The organism is Modestobacter lapidis (genome assembly GCF_054780755.1).
This window is the reverse complement of record NZ_BAAGVS010000001.1, coordinates 520,091-541,581: the sequence shown is the minus strand read 5'-3', so window position 1 is coordinate 541,581 and position 21,491 is coordinate 520,091. Positions and strand designations below refer to the sequence as shown.

Here is a 21,491-nt window from a genome sequence, read left to right as displayed (position 1 = left end):
CGGGATCAGCCGCGCCGGCCCATGTAGGGATAGGTCCAGTCGACGGCCGGACTGAACGTCTCCTTGATGAAGCGCCCGGTGATCCAGCGCTGCAGGGCGAGGGGGGACCCGGTCTTGTCGTTGGTTCCCGAGCCCCGGCTGCCGCCGAACGACTGCTGCCCGATGGATGCGCCGGTCGGCTTGTCGTTGACGTACGTCATGCCGCCCGCGTCGCGGAGGACGTCGAGGCCCTGCGCAATGGCGCGTCGGTCGCCGGCGAAGATCGAGCAGCACAACGCGTAGTCGCTGGTCCGGTCGACGAGCTGGAGCGTGCGCTCCCACTCGTCGTCCTCGTACACGTAGACGCTGAGGAGCGGACCGAAGTACTCCTCCGACATCGTGATGGCGTCGGGGTCGGTGGTGCGGAAGATCGTCGGGTCGACGAACCAGCCCTCCTCGGTGCGAGTGCTGCCGCCGGCCAGCAGCTCGTGGCTGTCGAGGGACCTGCCCCGCTCGATCGCCCGCTCGAGGCGCCGCGCGGAGGCCCCGTCGATGACGGCACCCACGAACGTCTCGTGCTGGGTCACGTCCCCGACCCGGAGGTTCGCCGTGGTGGCGACCAGCGGCTCCTCGACGGACTTCCACAGGCTTCGCGGGATGTAGGTGCGCGAGGCCGCGGAGCACTTCTGGCCCTGGTACTCGAACGCGCCGCGGACGAGCGCGGTCACCAGCGCCTCCGGGTCGGCAGAGGGGTGCGCGACGACCGCGTTCTTGCCTCCCGTCTCCCCGACCAGGCGTGGGTAGCTGCGGTAGCGGTCGATGTTCGCCGCGGTGCTCTTCCACAGCTGGCGGAACACCGCGGTGGAGCCGGTGAAGGTGATGCCGGCGAGGTGCTCGCTCTGCTGCGCCACCGCGGCGACCTCGCCGCCCGAGCCGTGCACGAGGTTGATGACCCCCGGGGGCAGGCCGGCCTCCTCGAACACGCGCATGACGACGTCGCTGCTCAGCGCCGACTTCTCCGACGGCTTCCAGACCACGACGTTGCCCATCAGGGCCGGGGTGGACGGCAGGTTGCCCGCGATGGCCGTGAAATTGAACGGGGTGATGGCGAGGACGAACCCCTCCAGGGGGCGGTGGTCCATCTGGTTCCAGGCGCCGGCCGCGGAGCGCGGTTGGGTGTCGTAGATCTGGGCCGCGAACGAGGCGTTGTACCGGAAGAAATCCGCCAGCTCGTTGATGTCGATGTCGGCCTGGTGGAAGGTCTTCGACTGGCCCAGCATCGTGGTGGCCAGGAGCTCGGCCCGGTACTTGCCGGTGACCAGGTCCGCGGCCCGGAGAAAGATCGCCGTCCGGTCCCACCACGGGGTGCGGGACCAGGCCGGACGTGCGCGCAACGCCGCCTCGATGGCCGCGGTGACCTCGTGCGGCCCGGCGGGGGAGAAGTGCCCCAGCAGGTGCCCGTGGTCGTGTGGGGTGACCACGTCCGACGGCCCGCCGAGCGGGAGCCGCTCACCCGCGATCACGTGCGGCAGCTCCCGGACCTGCCCGCGGATCCGGTCGATCTCCTTGAGGAGTTCTGCCGCCTCCGGGGAACCGGGTGCGAAATCACGTGCCGGCTCGTTGAACGGGTCCGGTACGCGGAGGTTGCCGGTCACGCTGACGCGCGGAGAGGTCATCGGTGGATCCGCCTTCGAGGGGTGGAACGCCGGCCGACCGGGGGCAAGGGGATGGGCGGCTGCTCGGCGAGAGACTGGGGTGGGCTGAAGCTACATAGAAATTTCTCGCTCGGGAACCCCGCGCTGCGGCACCTTCCGGCACGGCGGCCGACGGCGTCGGAAGGCTTGTGTGATGTGTGATCACATCCTAAGGTCCCCGCCATCCAGGTCCTGCTCGAGCTCCCGCCCTGCCGCGGCCGCAGCTCCGCTCCGACGGTAGGCCCGGTCGTCCTCGCCGCCCCACCCCCGGGAGATCCCGATGCTCAGCCGACTCCTCCTCGTCGCGTCCGAGAGCAAGAAGCTCGAGGCGACGGTCAGCCGCTCCCGGCTCACCCGTGGCCTGGTGCACCGCTACGTCGCCGGGACCACCCTCGACGACGCCCTGGCGGTCACCGACGAGCTGCGGCGGCAGGGCCTCCAGGTGAGCCTCGACCTGCTGGGGGAGTCCGTCACGGACCTGGCCGACGCCGAGCGGGCGACCGGGGAGTACGTCCAGGCCCTGCCGGCCCTCGCCGAGCGGGCGCCGGGCTCCACCGTGTCGGTCAAGCTCTCCCAGCTCGGGATCGGCGTCGACGAGCAGGCGTGCCGGAAGAACCTCGACCGGCTGCTCGGCGCGGCTGCCGAGCACGGCGTGCCCGTGGAGGTCGACATGGAGTACAGCGCGGTCGGCCCGGCGACCCTGGAGGCATTCCGGGCCTGCCTCCCCGAGCACGAGAGGACGCGCGTCGCCATCCAGGCGGCGATGCGCCGGGCCCAGACCGACCTGGAGTCGTTCACCGGGGTCAAACCGCGCATCCGGCTGGTCAAGGGCGCCTTCCTGGAGCCGATCAAGAAGGCGGCCCTCGACAAGGAGGAGGTCACCGCGCGCTACAGGTGGTTCTCGACGTGGGCGCTGGAGAACCTGCCGGACCCGGCGTTCGGCACCCACGACGACGCGTGCATCGAACACGTCACGTCGGAAGCCGAACGGCTGGGGATCGACCGGCGGGACTTCGAGTTCCAGATGCTCTACGGCGTGCGTCGCAAGCGCCAGCTGGAGCTGGCCGAGCAGGGCTACCGCCTGCGCGTGTACCTGCCGTACGGCTCGCAGTGGTACCCGTACCTGATGCGCCGGATGGCCGAGCGGCCGGCGAACCTCCTCCTGTTCCTGCGCTCGCTCGTCGGGGGCTGACCGGTGTCGGCGAAGGACGCCGACGTCGTCGTCGTCGGTGCCGGTCTGACCGGTGCATCGACGGCCTGGGCACTGTCCCGGGACGGCGTGTCGGTCGTCCTCCTCGAGGCGCACCCCTTCGGGCACACGCTGGGCAGCTCGCACGGCAGTTCCCGGATCTTCCGGCGCATCTACCGCGACCCGGTGTACCTGCGGATGACCGGGCAGGCCCAGCAGAGGTGGGCGCAGCTGGAGAGCGAGAGCGGGACCTCCCTCCTCCGGTGGACCGGGGGCGTCGACCACGGCCGGCACCGCGATCCGGAAGGCATCGCCGAGTTCCTCGCCCAGCAGCCCGAGAAGGTCGACCACGAGCTGCTCGACGCGCAGGAGGCCGAGGGTCGGTGGCCGGGCATGCGGTTCCGCGGCCCGGTCCTGTTCCACCCGGACGCCGGCACCGTGGATGCCGATCTGGCGGTCGCGACCTTCCTCGCCCAGGCCGGCGGGCACGGCGCACACCTGGCCGCGGAGACCCCGGTCGAGCGCATCGACGTCCGCGGGGACTCGGACGTCGTCGTCCACGCCGGCGCTGAGTCGGTGCGCGCGCGCAGCGTCGTGCTCGCCAACGGACCGTGGATGCCGAGCTTCCTGGCCGGCTCCGGCCTGGGAATCGACCTCCCACCGGTCCGGGTCACCAGGCAGCAGGTCTTCCACTTCCCACGGGTGGAGCCCGACACCACCTGGCCCGTGGTCGTGCACAAGGACGCGATGCAGGTCTTCGCCCTGCCCTCGGGCAGCGACGGTGGCATCCGGCCGGCCGTCAAGGTCGCCCAGCACGACGCCGGCCCGATCGTGGACCCCGGCTCGACGGGTGCGCTCGATCCGGCGGCCGGCGATCGGATCCGCGGCTACGTGCGGGAGTGGATGCCCGGTCTGGAGGACGTCCCGGTCGCCGCCGCGACCTGCCTCTACACGACCACGGCGGACGAGGACTTCGTCCTGGACCGGCGCGGGCCGGTGGTCGTCGCCTCGCCCTGCTCCGGCCACGGCGCGAAGTTCGCCCCCCTGCTCGGCCACCTCATCGGTGAGCTGGCCCGTGGGCGTCGGCAGCCCCCACCGCGGTTCGCCATCGACCGTCCGGGTCGCCGGGCGGCGCCCTCCACCAGCAGCTCTACCCTCGCCTGATGGCCGAGCCCGACCTCGCGGTCCAGCCTCCGTCGCTGCTCGCTGACCAGGTCTTCGCCAGCCTCCGCACCGCCATCGCGAACGGGGAGCTACCCGCGGGGGCGCGGTTGCGGGTGCGGGACCTGGCTGCTCGCGCGGGTACCAGCGTCATGCCCGTCCGCGAGGCGATCCGACGGCTGGAGGAAGCCGGCATGGCCGTTCGCGTGCCCCACCGGGGGGCGGTCGTGCGGGGGCTGACCCACGACGAGCTGCTGCACGTCTACGACGTCCGGCTGCACCTTGAGGTCCCGGCGGCCGAGCAGGGCTGCCGGCACGTGGACCCGGGAACCGTCGAGCTGATGTGGCAGACCCACGGTCGCATGCGCGACGCGGCCGCCGACGGGCGACTCGGCGACGCTCTCGACGAGGACGAGGAGCTGCTGCGGACCCTCTACTCCCGCACCGGGAACCAGGTGCTGCTCGAGTTGATCGAGGGGCTGTGGCGGCGCTGCCGGCCGTACAAGCTGCTGGGCGCCGCCGAAGCGCGACGGAACGACGACGACTCCCTCTGGTCGCACCAGTCGGCCCTCGTGGCCGCCGCCGCAGCGGGTGACGGTGCGGCTGCCGCGGGGATCACCAGGGCCTCGCTCCTGGGAGCTCGCAGAAGGGTCGAGGCGTCCCTGGCGGCCGCCCGATGAGCTCCCGGCCGTCCGGCGACACCGCGGGCCCGCGGCGAGGGGGCCACTCCATCAGGGGACCGAGATCGAACCGGCACGAGTTGTCCCCGTTACTGTTGCGGCCGCGGTTCGAGGACGATCCGGCCGCGTCCGTGCACCGTTGACCGAGGATGGCCACGTGCCTGAGGGCCTCACGTACCTCGACCGCCGCTCCGGTGACACCCCTGCGCCCGTGCGCCTGGTGGACCGGGCGTACGAGTCGATCCGGGACTCGTTGATCTCCCTCGCCATCGAGCCGGGGGAGCCGATGGACGAGAAGCGGCTGAGCGCGGCGATGGGGATGGGCCTCACGCCGGTGCGGGACGCGCTCAAGCGGCTGACGCTCGAGGGCCTCGTGGTCATCTACCCCCGGCGCGGGACCTTCGCAACCGAGATCCGGGTATCCGACGAGCTGTGGCTGACCGAGGTGCGGATACCCCTGGAGGGCCAGGCGGCCGCACTGGCCGCGCAGCGAGCGATCCCCGCGGACTGCGACCGGTTGCTCGCCCTGGCGGCCCGGCTGGAGGCAGGGAACACCAGCCCCATCGACCTGGACGCGGCGATCCACCGCGCGGTGTACGCCGCCGCGGGCAACGCCTACCTCGAGACCACGTGCAACCAGTACGCCAACCTCGCGATGCGGCTCTGGAACTACGCCTTCCGGCGGGATCCGGGCGCCGCCGACGTCCCGTGCACCCTCGGCGCCGTGGTGGACGCCGTCATCGCCCGTGACCCCGACCGTGCCCGGCGGGAGGCGGAGACCCACCTGCGGCAGTTCTCCGACGAGGTCCGCACGCTGCTGTCGCGCTGACCCGGCGTCGTCGGCCGGGAGAGGTGCGGTCGGTACCCGGCGACCGGGCGCAGCGGCAGACCGTCCGGACGGCGACGGCAGTCGTGCGGTCCTGCCCCCGTCGAGCACCAAGATCCCGCCGGTCAGCAAGCTCCAGCGTCACTGGCCAGGTAGACGGCGAGGTCCCCGACGTCCCTGGGCTGCCCCACGCGTCCGACGGGGTGCAGGAAGGCCATAGGAACCGGCAGTCGGCAGCCGGATAGCTCCGTGACCACGCCGTAACCTGGCGGTGTGCACCCCGCCGCCCCGGACCGCAAGCAGCGGTTCGCCCACCTCCCGGACCGGGCGCGCAGGGCCATCTCCGGCTCCGGGCCGCCGACCGAACCCTTCGCGCTGCGCCCCCAGCAAGGCCGGGTGGATGCGACCACCGCGCACGCGGCCCTCCGCCTGGTCCTCCGCATCGGAGAGTCGATGATGGCCGTCGGCGCGTCGGCCGCCGATGTGACCGCCACGGTGCTGCGCGTGGCGGGGAGCTACGGGCTGGCCGACTGCCACGTCGACATCACCTTCACGTCGCTGACGATCAGCTACGACCCGGACGACGCCGCGCCGCTGACGCTCATGCGCATCGTGCGCCCGCGTGGGTCGGACTACACCCGGCTGCAGGGGATCACCGATCTGGCGGGCGCGATCAGGGCGGACCACCTGGGGCTCGAGGAGGCGCATGGCCGGTTGGACGAGGTCGTGTCCGCACCCCACCCCTACCGCCGGTGGATCCACGCGTTCGGCTGGTGGGGCATGGCCGGATGCGTCGCCTTCCTGCTCGGTGGTGGCTGGCTGGTCGCCCTCGTCGCGGCGCTCACCACGGCCGCCATCGGGGAGATGATCCGGGCGCTCGACCGGCGCGGGCTGCCGACGTTCTTCCAGCAGGCGGCAGGCGCCGCGGTGGCGACGGGGTCGGCCGTCCTCCTCGTCGTCCTGCAGGTCGACGTCCGCACCTCGCTGGTCGTCGCCGCAGGGATTGTGGTGCTCCTGGCCGGACTCTCGTTCGTGAGCGCCGCCGAGGACGCCATCAGCGGGTTCCCGGTCACCGCCGCCGCGCGGGCCTTCCAGGTGCTGACGCTGACGACGGGGATCGTCGTCGGCATCGCCGGCGTGCTGGACCTGGCGCAGCGGGCGCAGGTCCCGCTGGCCGTCGTCGACCCGGCCACGGCCGGCGTGCCGTTCGCCGTGGCGCTGGCCGCGGCGGCCGGGATGGCGGGGTTCTGGGCGTTGGCGTCGCATGCCCGTCCGCACGCCGTCGGCGTCGCGATGGTGGCCGGCGCTCTGGCATGGACGACGTCGTCGGCGGCCGGCGCATTCGGTGCCGGCCCAGCGGTGGCGAGCGCGTCGGCCGCCGTGGTCGTCGGGTTCTGCGGGGAGGCGTTGACGGAGCGCCTGCGAATCCCGCTATTGCTGATCGCGATCTGCGGCATCGTCCCGCTGCTGCCTGGGCTCGCCATCTACCGGGGCCTTTTCGCGATCGTCGTGGAGGCGGACGTCCCGGGGGGGCTGAACTTGCTGGTGGGAGCCGCGGCGATCGGGCTCGCTCTCGCCGCCGGCATCGTGCTGGGGAGGTACTTCGGCCGGCCGCTCGGCGGCAGGCGCGACCGGTTCGACCGACGGGTGCGACGCCGTGCGACCAACATCGACTGAGATCGCCTCCGAAAGGCCGTAGAGCCACCCCCATCACTGCGCCATCGTTCGCGCAGGACGCCCTTCTCCAGTCGATGTCGGGGCTGCTTGGCAGTTGGCAGGTGATGGCTGGATACGCGACTCGACGCCTGCACCCTGGGCGTTGGACGCGCTTGGTCGCGGATAACGCTCGCGGACCAGTTGCGGAGTGTCCACGGATGTCACCGGCCCGACGCCGGCCCGGCCCTCGCCGCGCTGTCACGCAGCCGGACCGCGCTGAGTCCGGGCCGGCCCGCGAGTGCCCCGGTGGCCGCGCCCGGACCGGACAGGGTGGGGCGATTGGCACCCCAGGGGTCCTGGAGAGGACGGTCGGCGCCCCCGATGCTCGTCCCATCGGGGAAACACCCCGCCACTCTCCCGAAGGGACCACCCGTCATGGCCGCCACCGCTCGTTCCCTGCTCCGTTCCGCCGCGGTCATCACCGTGGCTCTCGGTACCACCGCGGCCACCGCGGTCGCCACCGCCACGACGGCCTCGGCCGCGGGCTACGACGCCCAGGCGGTCGCCTGTTTCCAGCAGACCGACCGCGGCCCCTACACCGGCCATGTGGGGGTGGAGGTCTGGACCGGCAGCGTCTGGTGGCAGCTGCTGCGGCAGAAGCCCAACGCGAGCGGCTGCGTCGAGACCGCCCTCGTGGGCGGGCACACCTACCGCTACAGCGCCGCCGAGTACCACTTCACCGGATCCAGCGCCCACCAGTTCGTCCACCCCGGCTACGTCCACCGGTTCGACGCCACCATCACGTGGAAGTGCGACCCCAGCCGGCCGAACCTGCCGGCCGACTGCGGCAGCTTCCTCATCACGATGTGACGGTGGAGGAGTACGGAGCCTGACCAGGCCCAGCAGCGCCCAGTCAGGCTCCGTACCTCAGCGCTCCACGGGACCACCGAACGAAGGGCTCGACCATCGCAGCCCTGCTCGAGACCGGCGGGTTCCGACCGCGACTACACCCTGGATTGCGGTGGAGGAGCCGGAAGGACCGGTGGCTCACCCAGGCCTGCACCCGGCGACCAACATTCGATCAGCAGTCGATCCAGCCGACCGAGATCAATGGTGCATCGAGGTTCAGGCCGGGGCTTTTGGCGTCACCCGCAACATCGGTCGCTCCAGCGAGGCGAGCAACTCCACCGCCCGCTGCTGCGCCTTGGCCGCATTGGAAGATTTGACCTGCTCGTAACCGCGGATCAGGTCGGGCAGGTCGGCGATCGCCGCCACGGTTTCCGCCGTGAGCGGGCGCAGTTGCGGGAGCGCCTGGAACAGCACGTCGCGGTACCAGGCGATGTGCTCGCGTTCCTCTCGGCGAGAAGCCTGGCGCCCAAATGGATCGAACGGGGTGCCCCTCAACCGTCGTCCCGATCGAAGGAGACGGAACGCCGTCGTGAACCAATCACCGACGCGGACCTTGCCGTCGTAGCCGAGCCGTCGCAGCAGTGGGGGCTGGAGGTTGTAGGAAACCGAGACGGGCGCCTCGAAGGTGTTGCGGACATGCTCGCGCCACTCGTCGCTCAGATACAGCCGCGCGACCTCGTACTCGTCCTTGTAGGCCATCAGCTTGAACAGACCGCGGACGACGGCGCTCGTCACCGCGGAGCTCCCCGGTGTCGCGACCGACTCGTGCTTGGCGACCGTGAGAACGCAGTCGAGGTACTCCTGCGCGTAGTCGGGCGACTGGTAGTCGATGAGCTCGGCCAGCCGTACCGCCAGCAGCCGACGCACCTCGTCGTCGACTGCCGCCGCGTCGACACGGTGGTTGAGCTCCGCGTAGCTCGCCCTTGCGCGCGGAGACAGGCCGTCGGCCCGCTGCACCCGTTCCTCCTCGACCCCGAGGGCGGGTGGGTCCAGCAGCCGGGCGATGCGCTCCGGTTCCTGCACCCAGAGCCGTCCGTAGCGGAACGCCTGCACGTTGGGCTCCACCGCGACGCCGTTCAGCCGGATGGCTGCCTCGATGGCCTCCGCGCTCAGCGGCAGCAGGCCCGCCTGGTAGGCGGCCCCGACCGCGACGATGTTGGTCATCATGTAGTCGCCGAACAGGGTCTCCGCGATGCCCCGCGCCGGGACGGTGTGGACACCCCCGGGACGGACGTACCTCGAAATCGACTCACGCATCGCGCCGGTGTCCACGCTGTGCCAGACATCGCGGACCATTTCACCGGTCGGGAACAGATCGGTGTTGATTACCGTGGCCGTCCGTTCAGGTGAACAGCGGTCGAGGTTGACCGGCGTGACACTGCCCACCTCGTCGAGCGCGAGGTACACGTCCGCCCGTCCCTTCCCGACCTTGTTCGTGTGCGCCGACGCCTTCGCCTCGGCCACCGGACCGGCATCCCTTCCGCCGAGTGGCGACCACACCGCCGCGTCGCCGGGGAGCACGACCAGGCTGGACAGCACCTGCCCCCACTTCTGCGCGGCACCAGTGAGGTCGAAGGAGATGACGTGGTGTCCGTCGAGCAGGGCGGCGAAGGCGAGCACCGCATTCGTGGTGAGAACCCCGGTGCCACCGACCCCGGGCATGTAGAGGTGAAACGCCTCGGCAAGAGGTCCGGTGGCGGGTGGTGCGACCAGGTCATCCGCCGCCAGTGGCACCACGACGGGCTTCCGGTACCCCGTCCCCTCCCGGACGGTCACCGTCGTGAAGGAGGGGCACTCGCCCTTGACGCACGAATAGTCGTCGTTGCACGAGGAGGTGTGGATCCGGGTCTTTGGCCCGAACTCCGTCGGTGTCTTCTGCAAGCTCATGCAGTTGCTCTTGGCTCCGCAGTCACCGCAGTTCTCGCATACGCCTTCATTGATCAGCACGTGTTCGCTGGGAGCCTTCAGGAGCCCGCGCTTGATCTGCCGCCGCCGCTCGTTCGCGCAGGACTCGTCGTAGATCATGACCGTCACATCGTCGATGTCCTCGAGCTCCCGCGCCACGGCGATCATCTCTTCGGCGTCGCGAATCTGCACGCCCCTCCCCAGCCGCTGACCGCGGTACTGGCCGGGGTCCTTCGTGCAGATGACGATGTGACGGACGCCCTCGGACTCCAGTCCGCGCGTGAGCGCGGCCAGGCCGTGCTGGCCGGGCGCAGCCTGCGCGCCGGTGTTGGCCAGCACGCCGTTGTAGAGAAGCTTGAAGGTCATGCGAGTACCGGTTGCGACGGCCCACCGGATGTTGAGGTAGGACGAGTGGTAGAGCGATCCGTCGCCGATCTGCTGCACCAGGTGCGGATGTTCGGTGAACGGCGCCAGCCCGATCCACGGCAGCCCTTCACCGCCCATGTGCGTCATGGTGTCGATGTGTCGTTCAGGCTGCTCGATGACCGTGGCGAAGCAGTGGCAGCCCGGCGCGCTCCAGGCGATCTGCCCCTCGGCCATGACGGTGCTGGCGCTGTGCGGACATCCGGAGCAGTAGTTCGGAGTACGTCCCTGGTGCAGGTCGTAGGAACGCCCGGCCACGGCGGCCAGCTCGCGTAGCCGCGGGGCATCCCCTACGGCCGGCACGATGGGCGTCAGGCGTGCTGCCAGTGGGCCGGCGATGACGTCGGCATCCATGCCGCCCTCGACCGGGAACAGGGGTCGACCGTCCTCGTCCCACTTGCCGACGACCCGGATCGCCTGGGCCAGCGGCTGCAGGGCGGTCTTGACCGCGTCCTCGAGGAACCCCCGCTTCTCCTCGACGACCACCACCTCCTCGAGCCCGGAGCAGAAGTCCCGCACGGCCTCCTCGTCGAGGGGGTAGACGAGGCCGACCGTCAGCATGCGGACGCCCGTTCCTGCGAGACGCACCGGGTCGAGTCCGAGATCGAGCAGGGCCTGACGAACGTCAGCCGCGCTCTTCCCGGCCGTGATAATGCCGATGCGGTCGTCCGGCCGCCCGCCGTCCTGTCGATTCAGCCCGTTGGCACGGGCGTAGCGCAGGACTGCGGCGTGCTTGTCGATGTACAGATGCCGTTCCTGGTCGATGTTCTTCCCGGGGAAGAACGAGAAGTCCACCCGCTTGTCGAAGCCGTCCTCCGGCACATGACAGGACACGTCGTCGCTGTGGACCTCGACCACCTCGCCGCCGTCGCACAGCGCGCTGGTCAGCTTCATGGACACCCAGCAGCCGGCGTACCGCGACATCGCCACCGCGTGCAGGCCCAGTGTCCGGAACTCCGCGATCGACGACGGGTACACGATCGGGATGCCGGCCGAGACGAAGGCGTACTCCTGCTGGAACGGCATGGTCGACGACTTGGCTTCGTGGTCCTCCCCGGACAAGACGACGACGGCGCCATCCTTGCTCGTACCGGCGAAGTTGGCGTGCTTCAGCGCATCACCGGAGCGGTCGACACCGGGCCCCTTGCCGTACCAGAACCCGTTGACGCCGTCGTAGCGCTCGTGCGGGTACCCGTCGAGCATCTGGGTGCCCATGAGGGCGGTGACCGCCTGCTCCTCGTTGCCTGCCGGGAGCAGACGGATGTCCTCCTGCTCGAGCACCGCGGAGCTGCGCTGCAGCTGGAGGTCGTAGCCGCCCATCGGGCTGCCCGGATAGCCGCTGATGAGCGTCCCCGGCCGCAGACCGCTGGCTCGATCCCGGCGGGCCTGCTCGATGGGGAGACGGACCAGCATCGACATTCCGGAGAAGTAGAATCGACCGTCGCGAGCGGTCAGTCGGTCGTTGATCCCGAAGTCAGTTCCAGAATCCTTGTTCGATCGCTCGTCGATGTACACAGGAAGAGCTCCTCTCGGACGTTCGGTCGACCGGTTCTGATAACGGCGGACGCCGCAGCCGCACCGCCGTCACGGCCGCCACCTCGATAAGCGGCGCTCGAAGAACCCTAGGACCAGGTTCACGGCGATCGCCGCGGCACACACGGTTGCGATGAGCGCGTACAGACGTGCAGGCGCAAAACTCGACGACAGGCTGTGGAGCATGGCTCCGACTCCGCCGACGGAGACCATCAGCTCGGCGAGGAGCACCCCCAGCAGCGTCAGTGCCGCAGCGACCCGAAGGCTCGAGACGACCTCCGGCAGGATCGAGGGCAGGACCACCTTGCGCAGGATTGTCCTGCGACCACCTCCCATGGCCCGCACCGAGGTGACGAGATTCGGGTCGACCATCTTGGTCGCCGCCATGGTCCCGAGCAGCACCGGGAAGATGCCGTGGGTGATCCCGAAGACGACCTTCGAGGAGAACCCGAAGCCCAGCCAGAGCACGAACAGGGGATAGAGGGCGACCTGAGGCAGGGAGAACGCCATCTGCAGCAGATTCCGCGATGGTGCGAACGCTCGACGGGTCGCGCCCAGCAGCGCTCCGAAGAGCACTCCGGCGATCGTGGCGATCGCGAACGCCAGGAGGAACTCTCCTGCGGTGATCGCGAGAGCCTCGCGCACCGCCGGGTCGCTCAGGGTCCCCGGTATCGCCTGGACGATCGCGACGGGCCCCGCGAGGAAGAGGCTGTCCTGGAGGTAGAGCCGAGCAAGCACCTCCCAACCGAGGACCACCGCGGCGAGGGTGAGGACCCGGAGCATCACCGGGCTCATCCCGGCCCCGCCGGGCCGGACGGCCCGGCGGGCCTGTGGCTCCCCGCCGACCCGGCGGAAGGTGACAGCAGACACGGACTAGCCTCCTTCGCCGACCGGCACGAACTCGTCGGTGGTGAACTCCTCGGGCTCAGGAACGCGGTCGGCGAGTTCCAGATCGGGAAGGACCGAGGCCAGCTGCTCCAGCCCGGCGGTGCTCATGTCACCCTGCGGGTTGAGGTTGCCGACGAGCTCCTCGTACGTCGCCTCGGCCACCGTCGGCTCCAGGTCGAGGTACTCGGCCGTGAGCTGGACGGCTTCCTCCCTGTTCGCCTCGTCCTGCATCCACTCGATGCCGCAGCTGTAGGCCTGCACGAATCGCTCGACGGTTTCCGATTCCGCCTCCAGGTAGTCCGGCTGCGCCATCAGTACGGCGTACTGGTCTTCCTCCACCACGTCGGCGAAGCGCTCGATGATCGTCCCGTCACCGGACGCCTCGAGGCCCAGCCCGACCTCCGTCGACCAGATGAACGCGGAGATGTCGCCACGCTGCATGGCGGCCACATGGTCCGCGGGATTGCCGCCGAGGGGCACGGCGGTGATGCCGCCGGGACTGCCCGCCTCGTCCGCGAGGACACGGACGACGTAGTCCGTGGCGCTGCCGAACCTCGTGATCCCGACGTTCTGCCCGACCAGGTCCTCGATGGACTCGATACCGGAGTCGGGGGCCGCGATGGCGACGAACGGGGACCGCTCGGCGACACCGTAGAAGGCCTGCATCGGCACGCCCTTGGCCGCCGCGGCCGGAGGGTCGAAACCGGTGGCTGCACCGATGTCCACCACTCCCGAGAGCATGCCCTTGACCAGGTCAGCGCCACCCTGGAAGGCGACGATCTCCACGTCCAGGTTCTGCTCGTCGAAGCAGCCGACTTCCTCGGTGATCTTCGGTACGACGGCGTGCTCGAAGGTCCTGTCGACGACGAGCCCGACCGTCACCTCGCTGGCCTGACCCTCCCCACCGCCGCCGGCCTGCGAGCCGGAGGCGTCGTCGCCTCCACCACATGCCGCGGTCAGCGTGGCCAGGGTGAGGGCCACGCCCAGTGTGCCGAATCGAGCGAGGGCTGGTCTGTTCGTCATGTCAAGCTCCTGTTGGTGTAGTGATCGAGCGCCGCCATCAGCCCGTTGACGAGCACGGCGAAGGCAAGGGTGAGGACGATGTAGGCGAACATCAGCACCGTCTGGAACGACTGACCCGCGGTGGCCAGCAGGTAACCCAGTCCGGACGTGCCCGCGATGTACTGACCGCCGACGACGGCGAGCGTCGCGAGGATGATCCCGAGTCTGAGTCCGACCATGATGCGAGGTCGTGCGGCCGGCAGCACGACGGTCCGGAAGAGCGTCGCCCCGCGCGCTCCCATGGAGCGGCCCGCGGACACCAGGTTCTGGTCGACGAGCGAGACCGCGGAGATGGTGGCGAGCACGATCGGGAAGAACGCGTACAGCGCGCCGAAGACGATCTTGGACGTGGCGCCGATGCCGAAGAAGAGTGCGATGACGGGGTACAGGACGACGAGCGGGACCGCGTAGACCATGCCCAGCACGGGCTCGTAGGCCTTCCGGAGGGTGCGATACCACCCGATCGGTAGACCGATCCCGATGCCGAGCGCTGCGGCGAGCCCGAACGCCAGGAGAACCTGGCGCAGCGTGGTCCACAGGTGGGGGTAGGTGGCGCTGTCGGTCAGGACGGTGCCCAGGTCGCGAGCCACCTCGATCGGAGACGGCAGCAGGAAGGGATTGACCACCTCGCTGATGGCGAGGAGGAACCAGGCGAGCAGGATGAGGAAGGGGACGCCGAGATAGATCCCGAGCCTGGTCGCTGTCATGGCTGGTTCATCGCCAACGCCGATTCCTCGTACAGCAGGCTGAAGAGATGGCGCTGGATCTCGGTGAACGCTTCGCTGACCATGATGTCGGGTGAGCGGGGCCGAGGGATGTCCACCTCGATGATCTCCTTGATGCGCGCGGGACGCGCCGACATGGCCACCACCCTGTCGGAGAGGTACACCGCCTCCTGGAGGTTGTGGGTGACGAAGATGATCGTCTTGCCCAGAGATTCCAGGATCCGTAGGAGCTCGGTTCCGAGCACGAGTCTCGTCTGCTCGTCGAGAGCGCCGAACGGCTCGTCGAGCAGGAGCACGTCGCAGTTGGACACCAGTGCCCGCGCCACGGCCACGCGCTGCTTCATGCCACCGGACAGCTCGTGCGGATGACGGTCTGCAGCATCGGCGAGCCCGACCGTAGCCAGAGCCTCGCGGGCCCGTTCCCGTCGCTCAGCCTTGGGGACCTTCTTCAGCTCGAGAGCCACTTCGACATTGCCCAGGGCCGTACGCCAGGGAAAGAGTGCGAAGTCCTGGAACACGTAAGCGACCTGGTCCGGGACGGGGCCTGTGACGATCGTGTCCCCGATACGGACGTCTCCGCCGTCCGGCGTGATCAGCCCGCCGACCGCTTTCAGGATCGACGTCTTGCCGCAGCCGGAGGGACCGATCAGGGTGAGGAACTCACCGCGTCGGATGTCGAGCGAGAAGTCCACGACGGCATGCACACGGGAACCGCTGGGTGTCGCGTAGGCGACCTCCAGATCCTCGACGAAGATCCGTGCCTCCGACTCGGTCGTCGGCTGTCGCCCCTCGGGGGAATTCTCGTTCTTGAGCACCTGCACTCCTCGTGCCAGTCCTGGCGGTTTGCTGCTCGACAGCGGGCTCACGGCCCCCGTCGCTGCATTCGGGGAAGTCGGTCATCCATCGGTCGGCACTGGAGCACTCGACCTGCGCCCGCGCGTCAGTCAGTGACGGACAAAGGCGTCCTCCAACCAATCGGCCACGAGCGTGGGCACCACCTTGACGTCGATGACGATTCCGGAGCGCGACCCGCTGTTCACCCAGGCGACAACCTGCTGCACGTCCTGCGCGCGACGGATGGTCACTGCTTCCAGCCCCACGGCCCGGCCGAGAGCGGCGAAATCCGTGTCGGGGAAACGCACCAGGTCCAGCGCCTTGCCGGCCGGCCCGAAGTGGTGTGCCTCGGCGCCGTACGCCTGGTCGTTGTAGACCACGACGGCGATGTGGAGGCCCAGCCGCCCGACCGTCTCCAGCTCCGCGAGCCCCATCAGAGCACCGCCGTCGCCCAGGGCGGCCACGGCGAGCCGGTCCGGACGCGCTATCGCGGCACCGATCGCCGACGAGAGGCCGAGCCCCACGCACTGGAAGGACTGGCTGAAGACGAAGCCGCGTTCGTCCGGGACCGACAAATAGCGGGACGGCCAACCGAGGAAATGCCCGGAGTCCAGCACGACCGTCCGCGCCGGGGGCAGTGCCCGATCCAGCACCAACGAGAAGGCCCGAGGATCGATGGCGTCGGCAGAGCTCACGTCGTCGAACGGCTCCGCCGACCACGAACCCTCGGCGATCTGATGTGCCAGTTCCGGTGTGCGGCGACCGCCGTTACCCGTCCCGCGGTCCTCGATCTCGGCCACGAGCGCCGCTGCCGCCTCACCCACGTCTGCGAGGACAGGGAGGGCGACCGACTGGTGGCGGCCGAGCGCCGTGACGTCGTCGTCGATCTGCACCACTGCCGCGCCGTCCACCAGCGCGCCATGCTTGGTGGTCCACATCGTCAGCGCAGCGCCGAAGGCGACGACCACGTCCGCCGAGGCGATGAGGCGCGCAGCTGTCGGGGACGCCAGACCACCGCAGACGTCGACGGACCACTCGCTGCCGGCGAACAACCCGCGGCACACCGCCGTCGTCGTGAGCACTGCTCCGGTCAGATCGCCGAGCCGCTCGAGCATGTCCCGATGCCCCTGCGCCCCGCGCCCGGCGAGGAGGAGTGGACGTTCGGCCCTGTCCAGAAGGTCCGCCACGGCACTGACCGCCTCCGCGGAGGGACGGACCGGGAGTGGCGAGCACGGCAGCGGCAAGGGCGTCGGGTCGGGGACCGTGAGTGCCTGCACGTCGGTGGGCAGGTGCAGGACGACCGTGCTTCTCCCGGCCACCGCACGGTGCCAGGCCCGGCGGATGTCCTCGGCGGCAGAGGTTGCGCCGTGGACGCGCTCGGAGACCGCACCCACCGAGCGCACCAGTGCCTCTTGGTCGATCCGGAAGTTCGAGTTGACCGACGCGGCCGCCGTGTCTGCTGCCAGCACGACCATCGGCGTACGACTCTTGGCTGCCTCGGCGATGCCTGTGACGGCGTTCGTGAGACCGCACCCTTGGTGCAGCGTCACCACGCCTACCTGGCCCGAGACCTTGGCGTAGGCGTCGGCCATCATCACGGCTCCCGTCTCGTGACGAGCTGCTGTGAATGTCATGCCGGAGGTGACCAAGGCGTTCGAGAGGTCGAAGTTGCCGCTGCCCACCAGACCGAAGGCGTGCCGCGCGCCGCGCGAGGAGAGAGCCCCGCCCACGAGGTCCGCGACCGTCGTGGTCACGTGGCGTGGTCTCGTCGGCGTGTGGGATGACCAGCAACGACGTCTTTTCGGATCCCGGCCGTGGTGGCCTGCTCCTCGTTGCCGGCCGGTACGTGCACGACCCCGTGCCCGCGAGAAGGATCGGCCTCGCGATCGAGGGTGAGGCCGCGCCCGCCGAGGGGTGAGCCGGGATGGCCCGAGATGAGGACGCCGGTGCGGAGTCCCGCCTCCCGATCGCGCTGCGCCACGTAGAGCGGCAGTCGGACGAGCGCCTCGGTCCCCGGGACGTAGTGGCGGCCCGACGACGCGGTCAGGCGGTCAGGGATTCGCAGCTCGGTCACGACGCCCGCGCTGTTCCCCGTGGTCACGGACGAGCGACCCGCGAGGGGGGCGTTTGGTGCGTCTGCCACGGAGGCTCCCTCCAGGGGTGAAGTGGGTCACGCCATAGTGTGTCATCTTCACGCCTAACGTCAAGCAAATAGCACGTCATGAGCGTGGTGCCTCCGCGAGGAGCCTCCGCCAGGCGCTGCGGCCCGGCGGCGCGTCAACGCCGGCTGGGCCCGCCGAGCAGATCGAGGAACTGCCCACCGGGCGATTGCTTCGTGAGGACCACCGCTTAGCGTCGGCCCCACGGAAAGCCCACCCATCCCCGTGAGGTGCACGTGACCGACGCCCGTTCCACCGCCGAAGACCTCCCCGTCCGCGTGTTCGGCGGGCCGACCGCCCTCATCGAGTACGGAGGGCTGCGGATCCTGACCGACCCGACCTTCGACGCTCCTGGCGACTACCCCTTCGGTGACCTCGTCCTGACCAAGACCGCTCCGGCGTCGATCGACCCCGCCGACCTCGGCGCGGTCGACGCGGTGCTGCTGTCCCACGACGAGCACCCGGACAATCTGGACAACTCGGGTCGGGCCTTCCTCGCCGACGTCCCGCTCGTGCTGACCACCGGTGGCGGAGCCGGCCGTCTCGGCGGTACCGCGCGCGGCCTCGCCCCCTGGCAGGCCGTCGAGCTCACCCGCCCCGACGGCGGAAGCGTGACCGTGACCGCCACCCCCGCCGAGCACGGCCCGAAGGGCTGCGAGCCGGTCACCGGGGAGGTCATCGGTTTCGTGCTGACCGGGGACGGCCTGCCCACCGTCTATGTCAGCGGTGACAACGCGTCGCTGGACCTGGTCCGGGAGATCAGCGAGCGTGTCGGCGCGGTGGACACCGCGGTGCTGTTCGTCGGCGCCGTGCGCACCCCCTTCTTCGACGGTGCGCTGCTCACCATCGACAGCGCCCAGTCGGCCGAGGCCGCCACCATCCTGGGTGCCCGGCGCGTGGTCCCGGTCCACTGCGACAGCTGGGGCCACTTCACCGAGAGCCGTGAGGACGTCGTCGCCGCCTTCGCCGCGGCCGGACTCTCCGACCGGCTCCAGCAGGGCTGAGCCCGGCTACCAGCCGCCGGCGCCCGCGCCCGCTGCGATCGGCCCGGGCACACGGTCGGTACGTCGTGAGGACCACGGGCAGCAGCACGCGCCAGGCGTGCTGAGGATCGTGCCGGATCCGCTGCCGCGCCGGCACGCAGCAAGGTTCACCGGCGGAAAGTGTCTGCGCCAGAGCGACGCAACACCAAGGCATGACATCAGCTGGCCAACAATGGGTCGGTCGTTGGCCAGAAGTTGTCGAGGTGACCGCGTCGCCGGTCACATTCCCATCACGCCCGGCCGCACCCGTCCCACGCCGCATGTCATGTACTGATGAGAACCGACCGGTGCCGTTACGTTCCGCTGCAGCCAGCGCCACCGGGGCGTTGCGGTCGCCGGAAGGTGTCCCCCCCATGTCACGCAACACCCACAAGCGCCGCCCGCAGGCCCGGCGATTCAGCGCCGTCGGCCTCGGTGCCGCTGCCGTCCTCGTCGGCACCGCGTCCGCGGCGGGCGCCGCGACCGGCGTCGTCATCCCGCTCGAGCCGGGCGAGGTCGTGCTGACCGCCTTCCCGGCAGAGAACCTCGGCGACATGAACCCCATGGCCGATCCGAACGCCGTGCCCACGCTGACGCCCGTGGGTGTGCAGTACGGCGGCGCGATCACCGTGGACCTGCCCGCCCAGCTCGACGACTCCACCGTCGAGGCCGAGCTCGCCTTCGACGACGACGCCGACCCGCTCACCCCGGACGTGACCTACTCCTCCGCCGTGGCGTCCAGCGACCCGTTCTACCTCGCCATCAGCGGCGCGGGCACCGGCAGCATCGAGGTCACCCTGCCGGCCGACCCCGGCTTCGGCGTCGACGAGGCCACCCTCTCCCTCGAGCCGCTCACCTCGGCCCTCACCAGCCCGGCGTTCACCGTCGTCGACCCGGTGAGCTACCTCGTCGCCTTCGATGCCACCGCGGCCGCCGCGGTGACCGTGGAGCCTGCGCTGGTCGCCCTCTCGCAGGTGCCCTGCAACCTCTCGGCCGTCACCCGGTGCCCCTTCCCGACCCCGGTGACGGCCGGCTCGACCGTCGCGCTCGACCTGACCGCGGGCTCCGCGCTGCGCGAGCTCGGAATCGCCGACCTCACCGGTGCGCAGGTCGGCCTGGCGCAGGTGGATGCGAGCGGTGCCCCCACCGGCGCCGCCGTGCTGCTCACGCCCCAGGTCACCGGGTCGACGGCGAGCATCACCGTTCCGGCGGGCACGGCGGCCGGTTCCTACGGCCTGGTGATCGCCCAGCCGACCCCGTCCGGCGGCATCTCGGTCGTGGCCGTGGAGCTGGTGGTCCTCGCCGCGGAGACGCCGGCGGTGGTCCCGCCGGCCGCGGCGCCGACCACCCCGGCGGCCGCCCCGGTCAACGCCGGGCTCGACTCGAACACCGGCGTCGAGGTCGTCGAGACCGGCTCCACCGGCACCGTCGTGGTCGCCACGGGTGCCGGCATGCTGCTCCTCGCCGGCGTCGGCGGCGTCGCCGTCGCCCGCACCCGGCGGACCCCGGCGGTCGAGGGCGGGACGTGCGAGGCCTGATCCGGCCGGGCCGGCGCACCGCCGCGATCGCGGCGGTCGCCGCCCTCGGGATCACCGGGGGCACGGTGCTCGCCGTCGGCCTGGCCGACGGCGGGCAGCCGGCCACGGCGACCGGGTCCTCCGACCCGGTCGCCGCGGCCACCGCGGCCCCGCCTCACGGTGAGCCGCCCCAGCCCACCCTGCCGCCCGAGGGGACGACGCTGCCCACCCCGTCCTCGGACGTGCACGTGACCATCCCCGCGCTGGGCCTGGATCTGCCGGTGCTGCCGCACACCCCGCGCGGCGGCGCGATCAATCCGCCGACGCTCACGGCGGCCTACTGGATCCAGCCCTACGGCGACCCGGTCGGCATGGCCGGGGAGGCCGACAACACGCTCTACCTCGCGGCCCACTCGACCGGCACCGGCGAGTACGGCTTCGACCCGCTGATGGCGCCCGGCGGCGGGGGCAGCACCCTCGGGGCCGGCGACGTCATCGAGGTCAGCACCCCGCAGGGCACGGTCGGCTACACCGTCGAACGCGCCGAGCGGTACGCCAAGGGCGAGCTGGCCGACGCCACCGAGGTGTGGGAGGCCGCGCCGGGACGGCTGGTGCTCATCACGTGCTTCCAGCGCGGCGGAGGGCGGGCATCCACCGAGAACCTCGTCGTCTTCGCGGAGTCCTCGGCGGAGTCCTCGGCGGGGACGGTCGCGGAGTCCTGACCCCGCGACCGGATCGCCCGGTGGGTGCGCCCGTCAGGGCGGTGGCGCCCTCCGCGACCCGCGCCGCGCCGGTGATCACGCCCGGAGGCGGTCCTCCGGGATCACGGCGACGCCGAGGATCTCGATCATGGCCTCCGGCTGCCACAGCGCGGTGCAGCCGATGCCGGCCATCGCGGGGTAGACCGGCCCGGCGATCTCCCGCCACACCCGGCCGATCTCCCGACCGTGGGCCTGGTAGTCGGGGATGTCGGTCATGTACAGCGTGATGCTGACCAGGTCCTCGGGCTGACCGCCGACCTCGCGCAGCGTGGTCAGGACGTTGCTGAACGCCTGATGGAACTGCTCGACGATGCCGCCCTCGACGATCTTCATGTCCTTGTCCAGGGCGGTCTGACCGCCCAGGTACAGCGTGTTCCCGGCCAGCGTCCCGTGGGAGTAGCCGGTCGGCGCGGGCAGTGCAGTGGGGTTCACGGGGATCGGGGGCATGCCGCCTCCATCAGGTCGTGCCGCGCATCGGCGCGGCAGCGGGCGATTCGCTTATTGACATTACATGACGGGCGTGAAGAATCAGAGATAACGGGTAAGGGACGACGGACCCTGGAAGGCG

18 protein-coding genes are annotated in these 21,491 nt (G+C 70.6%); 9 read left to right on the top strand and 9 right to left on the bottom strand.

Annotated features, from left to right (window positions below; translation table 11 throughout):
- Positions 1-5 precede the first annotated feature (5 nt).
- Positions 6-1,655: an L-glutamate gamma-semialdehyde dehydrogenase gene (pruA, locus tag ACYVG5_RS02490; protein WP_222048159.1), complete on the bottom strand. Its 1,650-nt coding sequence runs from the start codon at positions 1,653-1,655 to the stop codon at positions 6-8.
- Positions 1,656-1,953: 298 nt separating this feature from the next.
- Between pruA and ACYVG5_RS02485 the strand changes: the two genes are divergently transcribed.
- From ACYVG5_RS02485 to ACYVG5_RS02460, 6 genes are all read left to right on the top strand, one after another.
- Positions 1,954-2,865, top strand: coding sequence for a proline dehydrogenase family protein (locus ACYVG5_RS02485; protein ID WP_222048156.1), 912 nt, complete (start codon positions 1,954-1,956; stop codon positions 2,863-2,865).
- Positions 2,866-2,868: 3 nt separating this feature from the next.
- Entirely contained in the window at positions 2,869-4,026 is a 1,158-nt protein-coding gene (locus tag ACYVG5_RS02480; RefSeq protein WP_222048153.1) for an FAD-dependent oxidoreductase, read from the top strand.
- Entirely contained in the window at positions 4,026-4,703 is a 678-nt protein-coding gene (locus ACYVG5_RS02475; RefSeq protein WP_222048149.1) for a GntR family transcriptional regulator, read from the top strand. The genes ACYVG5_RS02480 and ACYVG5_RS02475 overlap by 1 nt, the downstream gene beginning before the upstream one ends.
- Positions 4,704-4,860: 157 nt before the next feature.
- The gene (locus tag ACYVG5_RS02470; protein ID WP_222048147.1) at positions 4,861-5,532 is read left to right on the top strand and encodes a GntR family transcriptional regulator; all 672 of its coding nucleotides are present in this window, start codon (positions 4,861-4,863) and stop codon (positions 5,530-5,532) included.
- Between the two features lie 270 nt (positions 5,533-5,802).
- On the top strand, positions 5,803-7,206 hold the full coding sequence (locus ACYVG5_RS02465; RefSeq protein ID WP_460682930.1) for a threonine/serine exporter family protein: 1,404 nt from the start codon (positions 5,803-5,805) through the stop codon (positions 7,204-7,206).
- Positions 7,207-7,620: 414 nt separating this feature from the next.
- A complete protein-coding gene (locus ACYVG5_RS02460; protein ID WP_222048144.1) occupies positions 7,621-8,055 on the top strand; it encodes a hypothetical protein in 435 nt (144 codons plus the stop codon).
- Positions 8,056-8,310: 255 nt separating this feature from the next.
- Here ACYVG5_RS02460 and ACYVG5_RS02455 read toward each other — a convergent pair whose 3' ends face one another.
- The 7 genes from ACYVG5_RS02455 to ACYVG5_RS02425 all read right to left on the bottom strand — a co-directional run bounded on the left by ACYVG5_RS02455 (position 8,311) and on the right by ACYVG5_RS02425 (position 17,538).
- Complete coding sequence (locus ACYVG5_RS02455) at positions 8,311-11,937, bottom strand: indolepyruvate ferredoxin oxidoreductase family protein (protein ID WP_222048141.1); 3,627 nt, start codon at positions 11,935-11,937, stop codon at positions 8,311-8,313.
- 69 nt (positions 11,938-12,006) lie between these two features.
- The gene (locus ACYVG5_RS02450; RefSeq protein WP_246630166.1) at positions 12,007-12,738 is read right to left on the bottom strand and encodes an ABC transporter permease subunit; all 732 of its coding nucleotides are present in this window, start codon (positions 12,736-12,738) and stop codon (positions 12,007-12,009) included.
- 90 nt (positions 12,739-12,828) lie between these two features.
- Positions 12,829-13,866 (bottom strand): ABC transporter substrate-binding protein, encoded by a 1,038-nt coding sequence (locus tag ACYVG5_RS02445; RefSeq protein ID WP_222048136.1) that lies wholly within the window; start codon positions 13,864-13,866, stop codon positions 12,829-12,831.
- Positions 13,863-14,612, bottom strand: coding sequence for an ABC transporter permease (locus ACYVG5_RS02440; RefSeq protein WP_222048133.1), 750 nt, complete (start codon positions 14,610-14,612; stop codon positions 13,863-13,865). Before ACYVG5_RS02440 ends, ACYVG5_RS02445 begins: the two co-directional genes overlap by 4 nt.
- On the bottom strand, positions 14,609-15,445 hold the full coding sequence (locus ACYVG5_RS02435; protein WP_222048129.1) for an ABC transporter ATP-binding protein: 837 nt from the start codon (positions 15,443-15,445) through the stop codon (positions 14,609-14,611). The genes ACYVG5_RS02440 and ACYVG5_RS02435 overlap by 4 nt, the downstream gene beginning before the upstream one ends.
- 129 nt (positions 15,446-15,574) lie before the next feature.
- On the bottom strand, positions 15,575-17,218 hold the full coding sequence (locus tag ACYVG5_RS02430) for a thiamine pyrophosphate-binding protein (protein ID WP_222048126.1): 1,644 nt from the start codon (positions 17,216-17,218) through the stop codon (positions 15,575-15,577).
- Positions 17,215-17,538 (bottom strand): hypothetical protein, encoded by a 324-nt coding sequence (locus tag ACYVG5_RS02425; RefSeq protein WP_460682929.1) that lies wholly within the window; start codon positions 17,536-17,538, stop codon positions 17,215-17,217. The genes ACYVG5_RS02430 and ACYVG5_RS02425 overlap by 4 nt, the downstream gene beginning before the upstream one ends.
- 321 nt (positions 17,539-17,859) lie before the next feature.
- Between ACYVG5_RS02425 and ACYVG5_RS02420 the strand changes: the two genes are divergently transcribed.
- From ACYVG5_RS02420 to ACYVG5_RS02410, 3 genes are all read left to right on the top strand, one after another.
- The gene (locus tag ACYVG5_RS02420) at positions 17,860-18,627 is read left to right on the top strand and encodes an MBL fold metallo-hydrolase (RefSeq protein WP_222048120.1); all 768 of its coding nucleotides are present in this window, start codon (positions 17,860-17,862) and stop codon (positions 18,625-18,627) included.
- Positions 18,628-19,019: 392 nt separating this feature from the next.
- Positions 19,020-20,183: a hypothetical protein gene (locus tag ACYVG5_RS02415; protein WP_222048117.1), complete on the top strand. Its 1,164-nt coding sequence runs from the start codon at positions 19,020-19,022 to the stop codon at positions 20,181-20,183.
- The gene (locus tag ACYVG5_RS02410) at positions 20,171-20,884 is read left to right on the top strand and encodes a class F sortase (RefSeq protein ID WP_222048114.1); all 714 of its coding nucleotides are present in this window, start codon (positions 20,171-20,173) and stop codon (positions 20,882-20,884) included. The genes ACYVG5_RS02415 and ACYVG5_RS02410 overlap by 13 nt, the downstream gene beginning before the upstream one ends.
- A 75-nt stretch (positions 20,885-20,959) precedes the next feature.
- On the opposite strand, the gene ACYVG5_RS02405 is transcribed toward ACYVG5_RS02410, so the two are convergent.
- Positions 20,960-21,370, bottom strand: a complete 411-nt coding sequence (locus ACYVG5_RS02405; protein WP_222048111.1) for a RidA family protein — start codon at positions 21,368-21,370, stop codon at positions 20,960-20,962.
- Between the last annotated feature and the right edge of the window lie 121 nt (positions 21,371-21,491).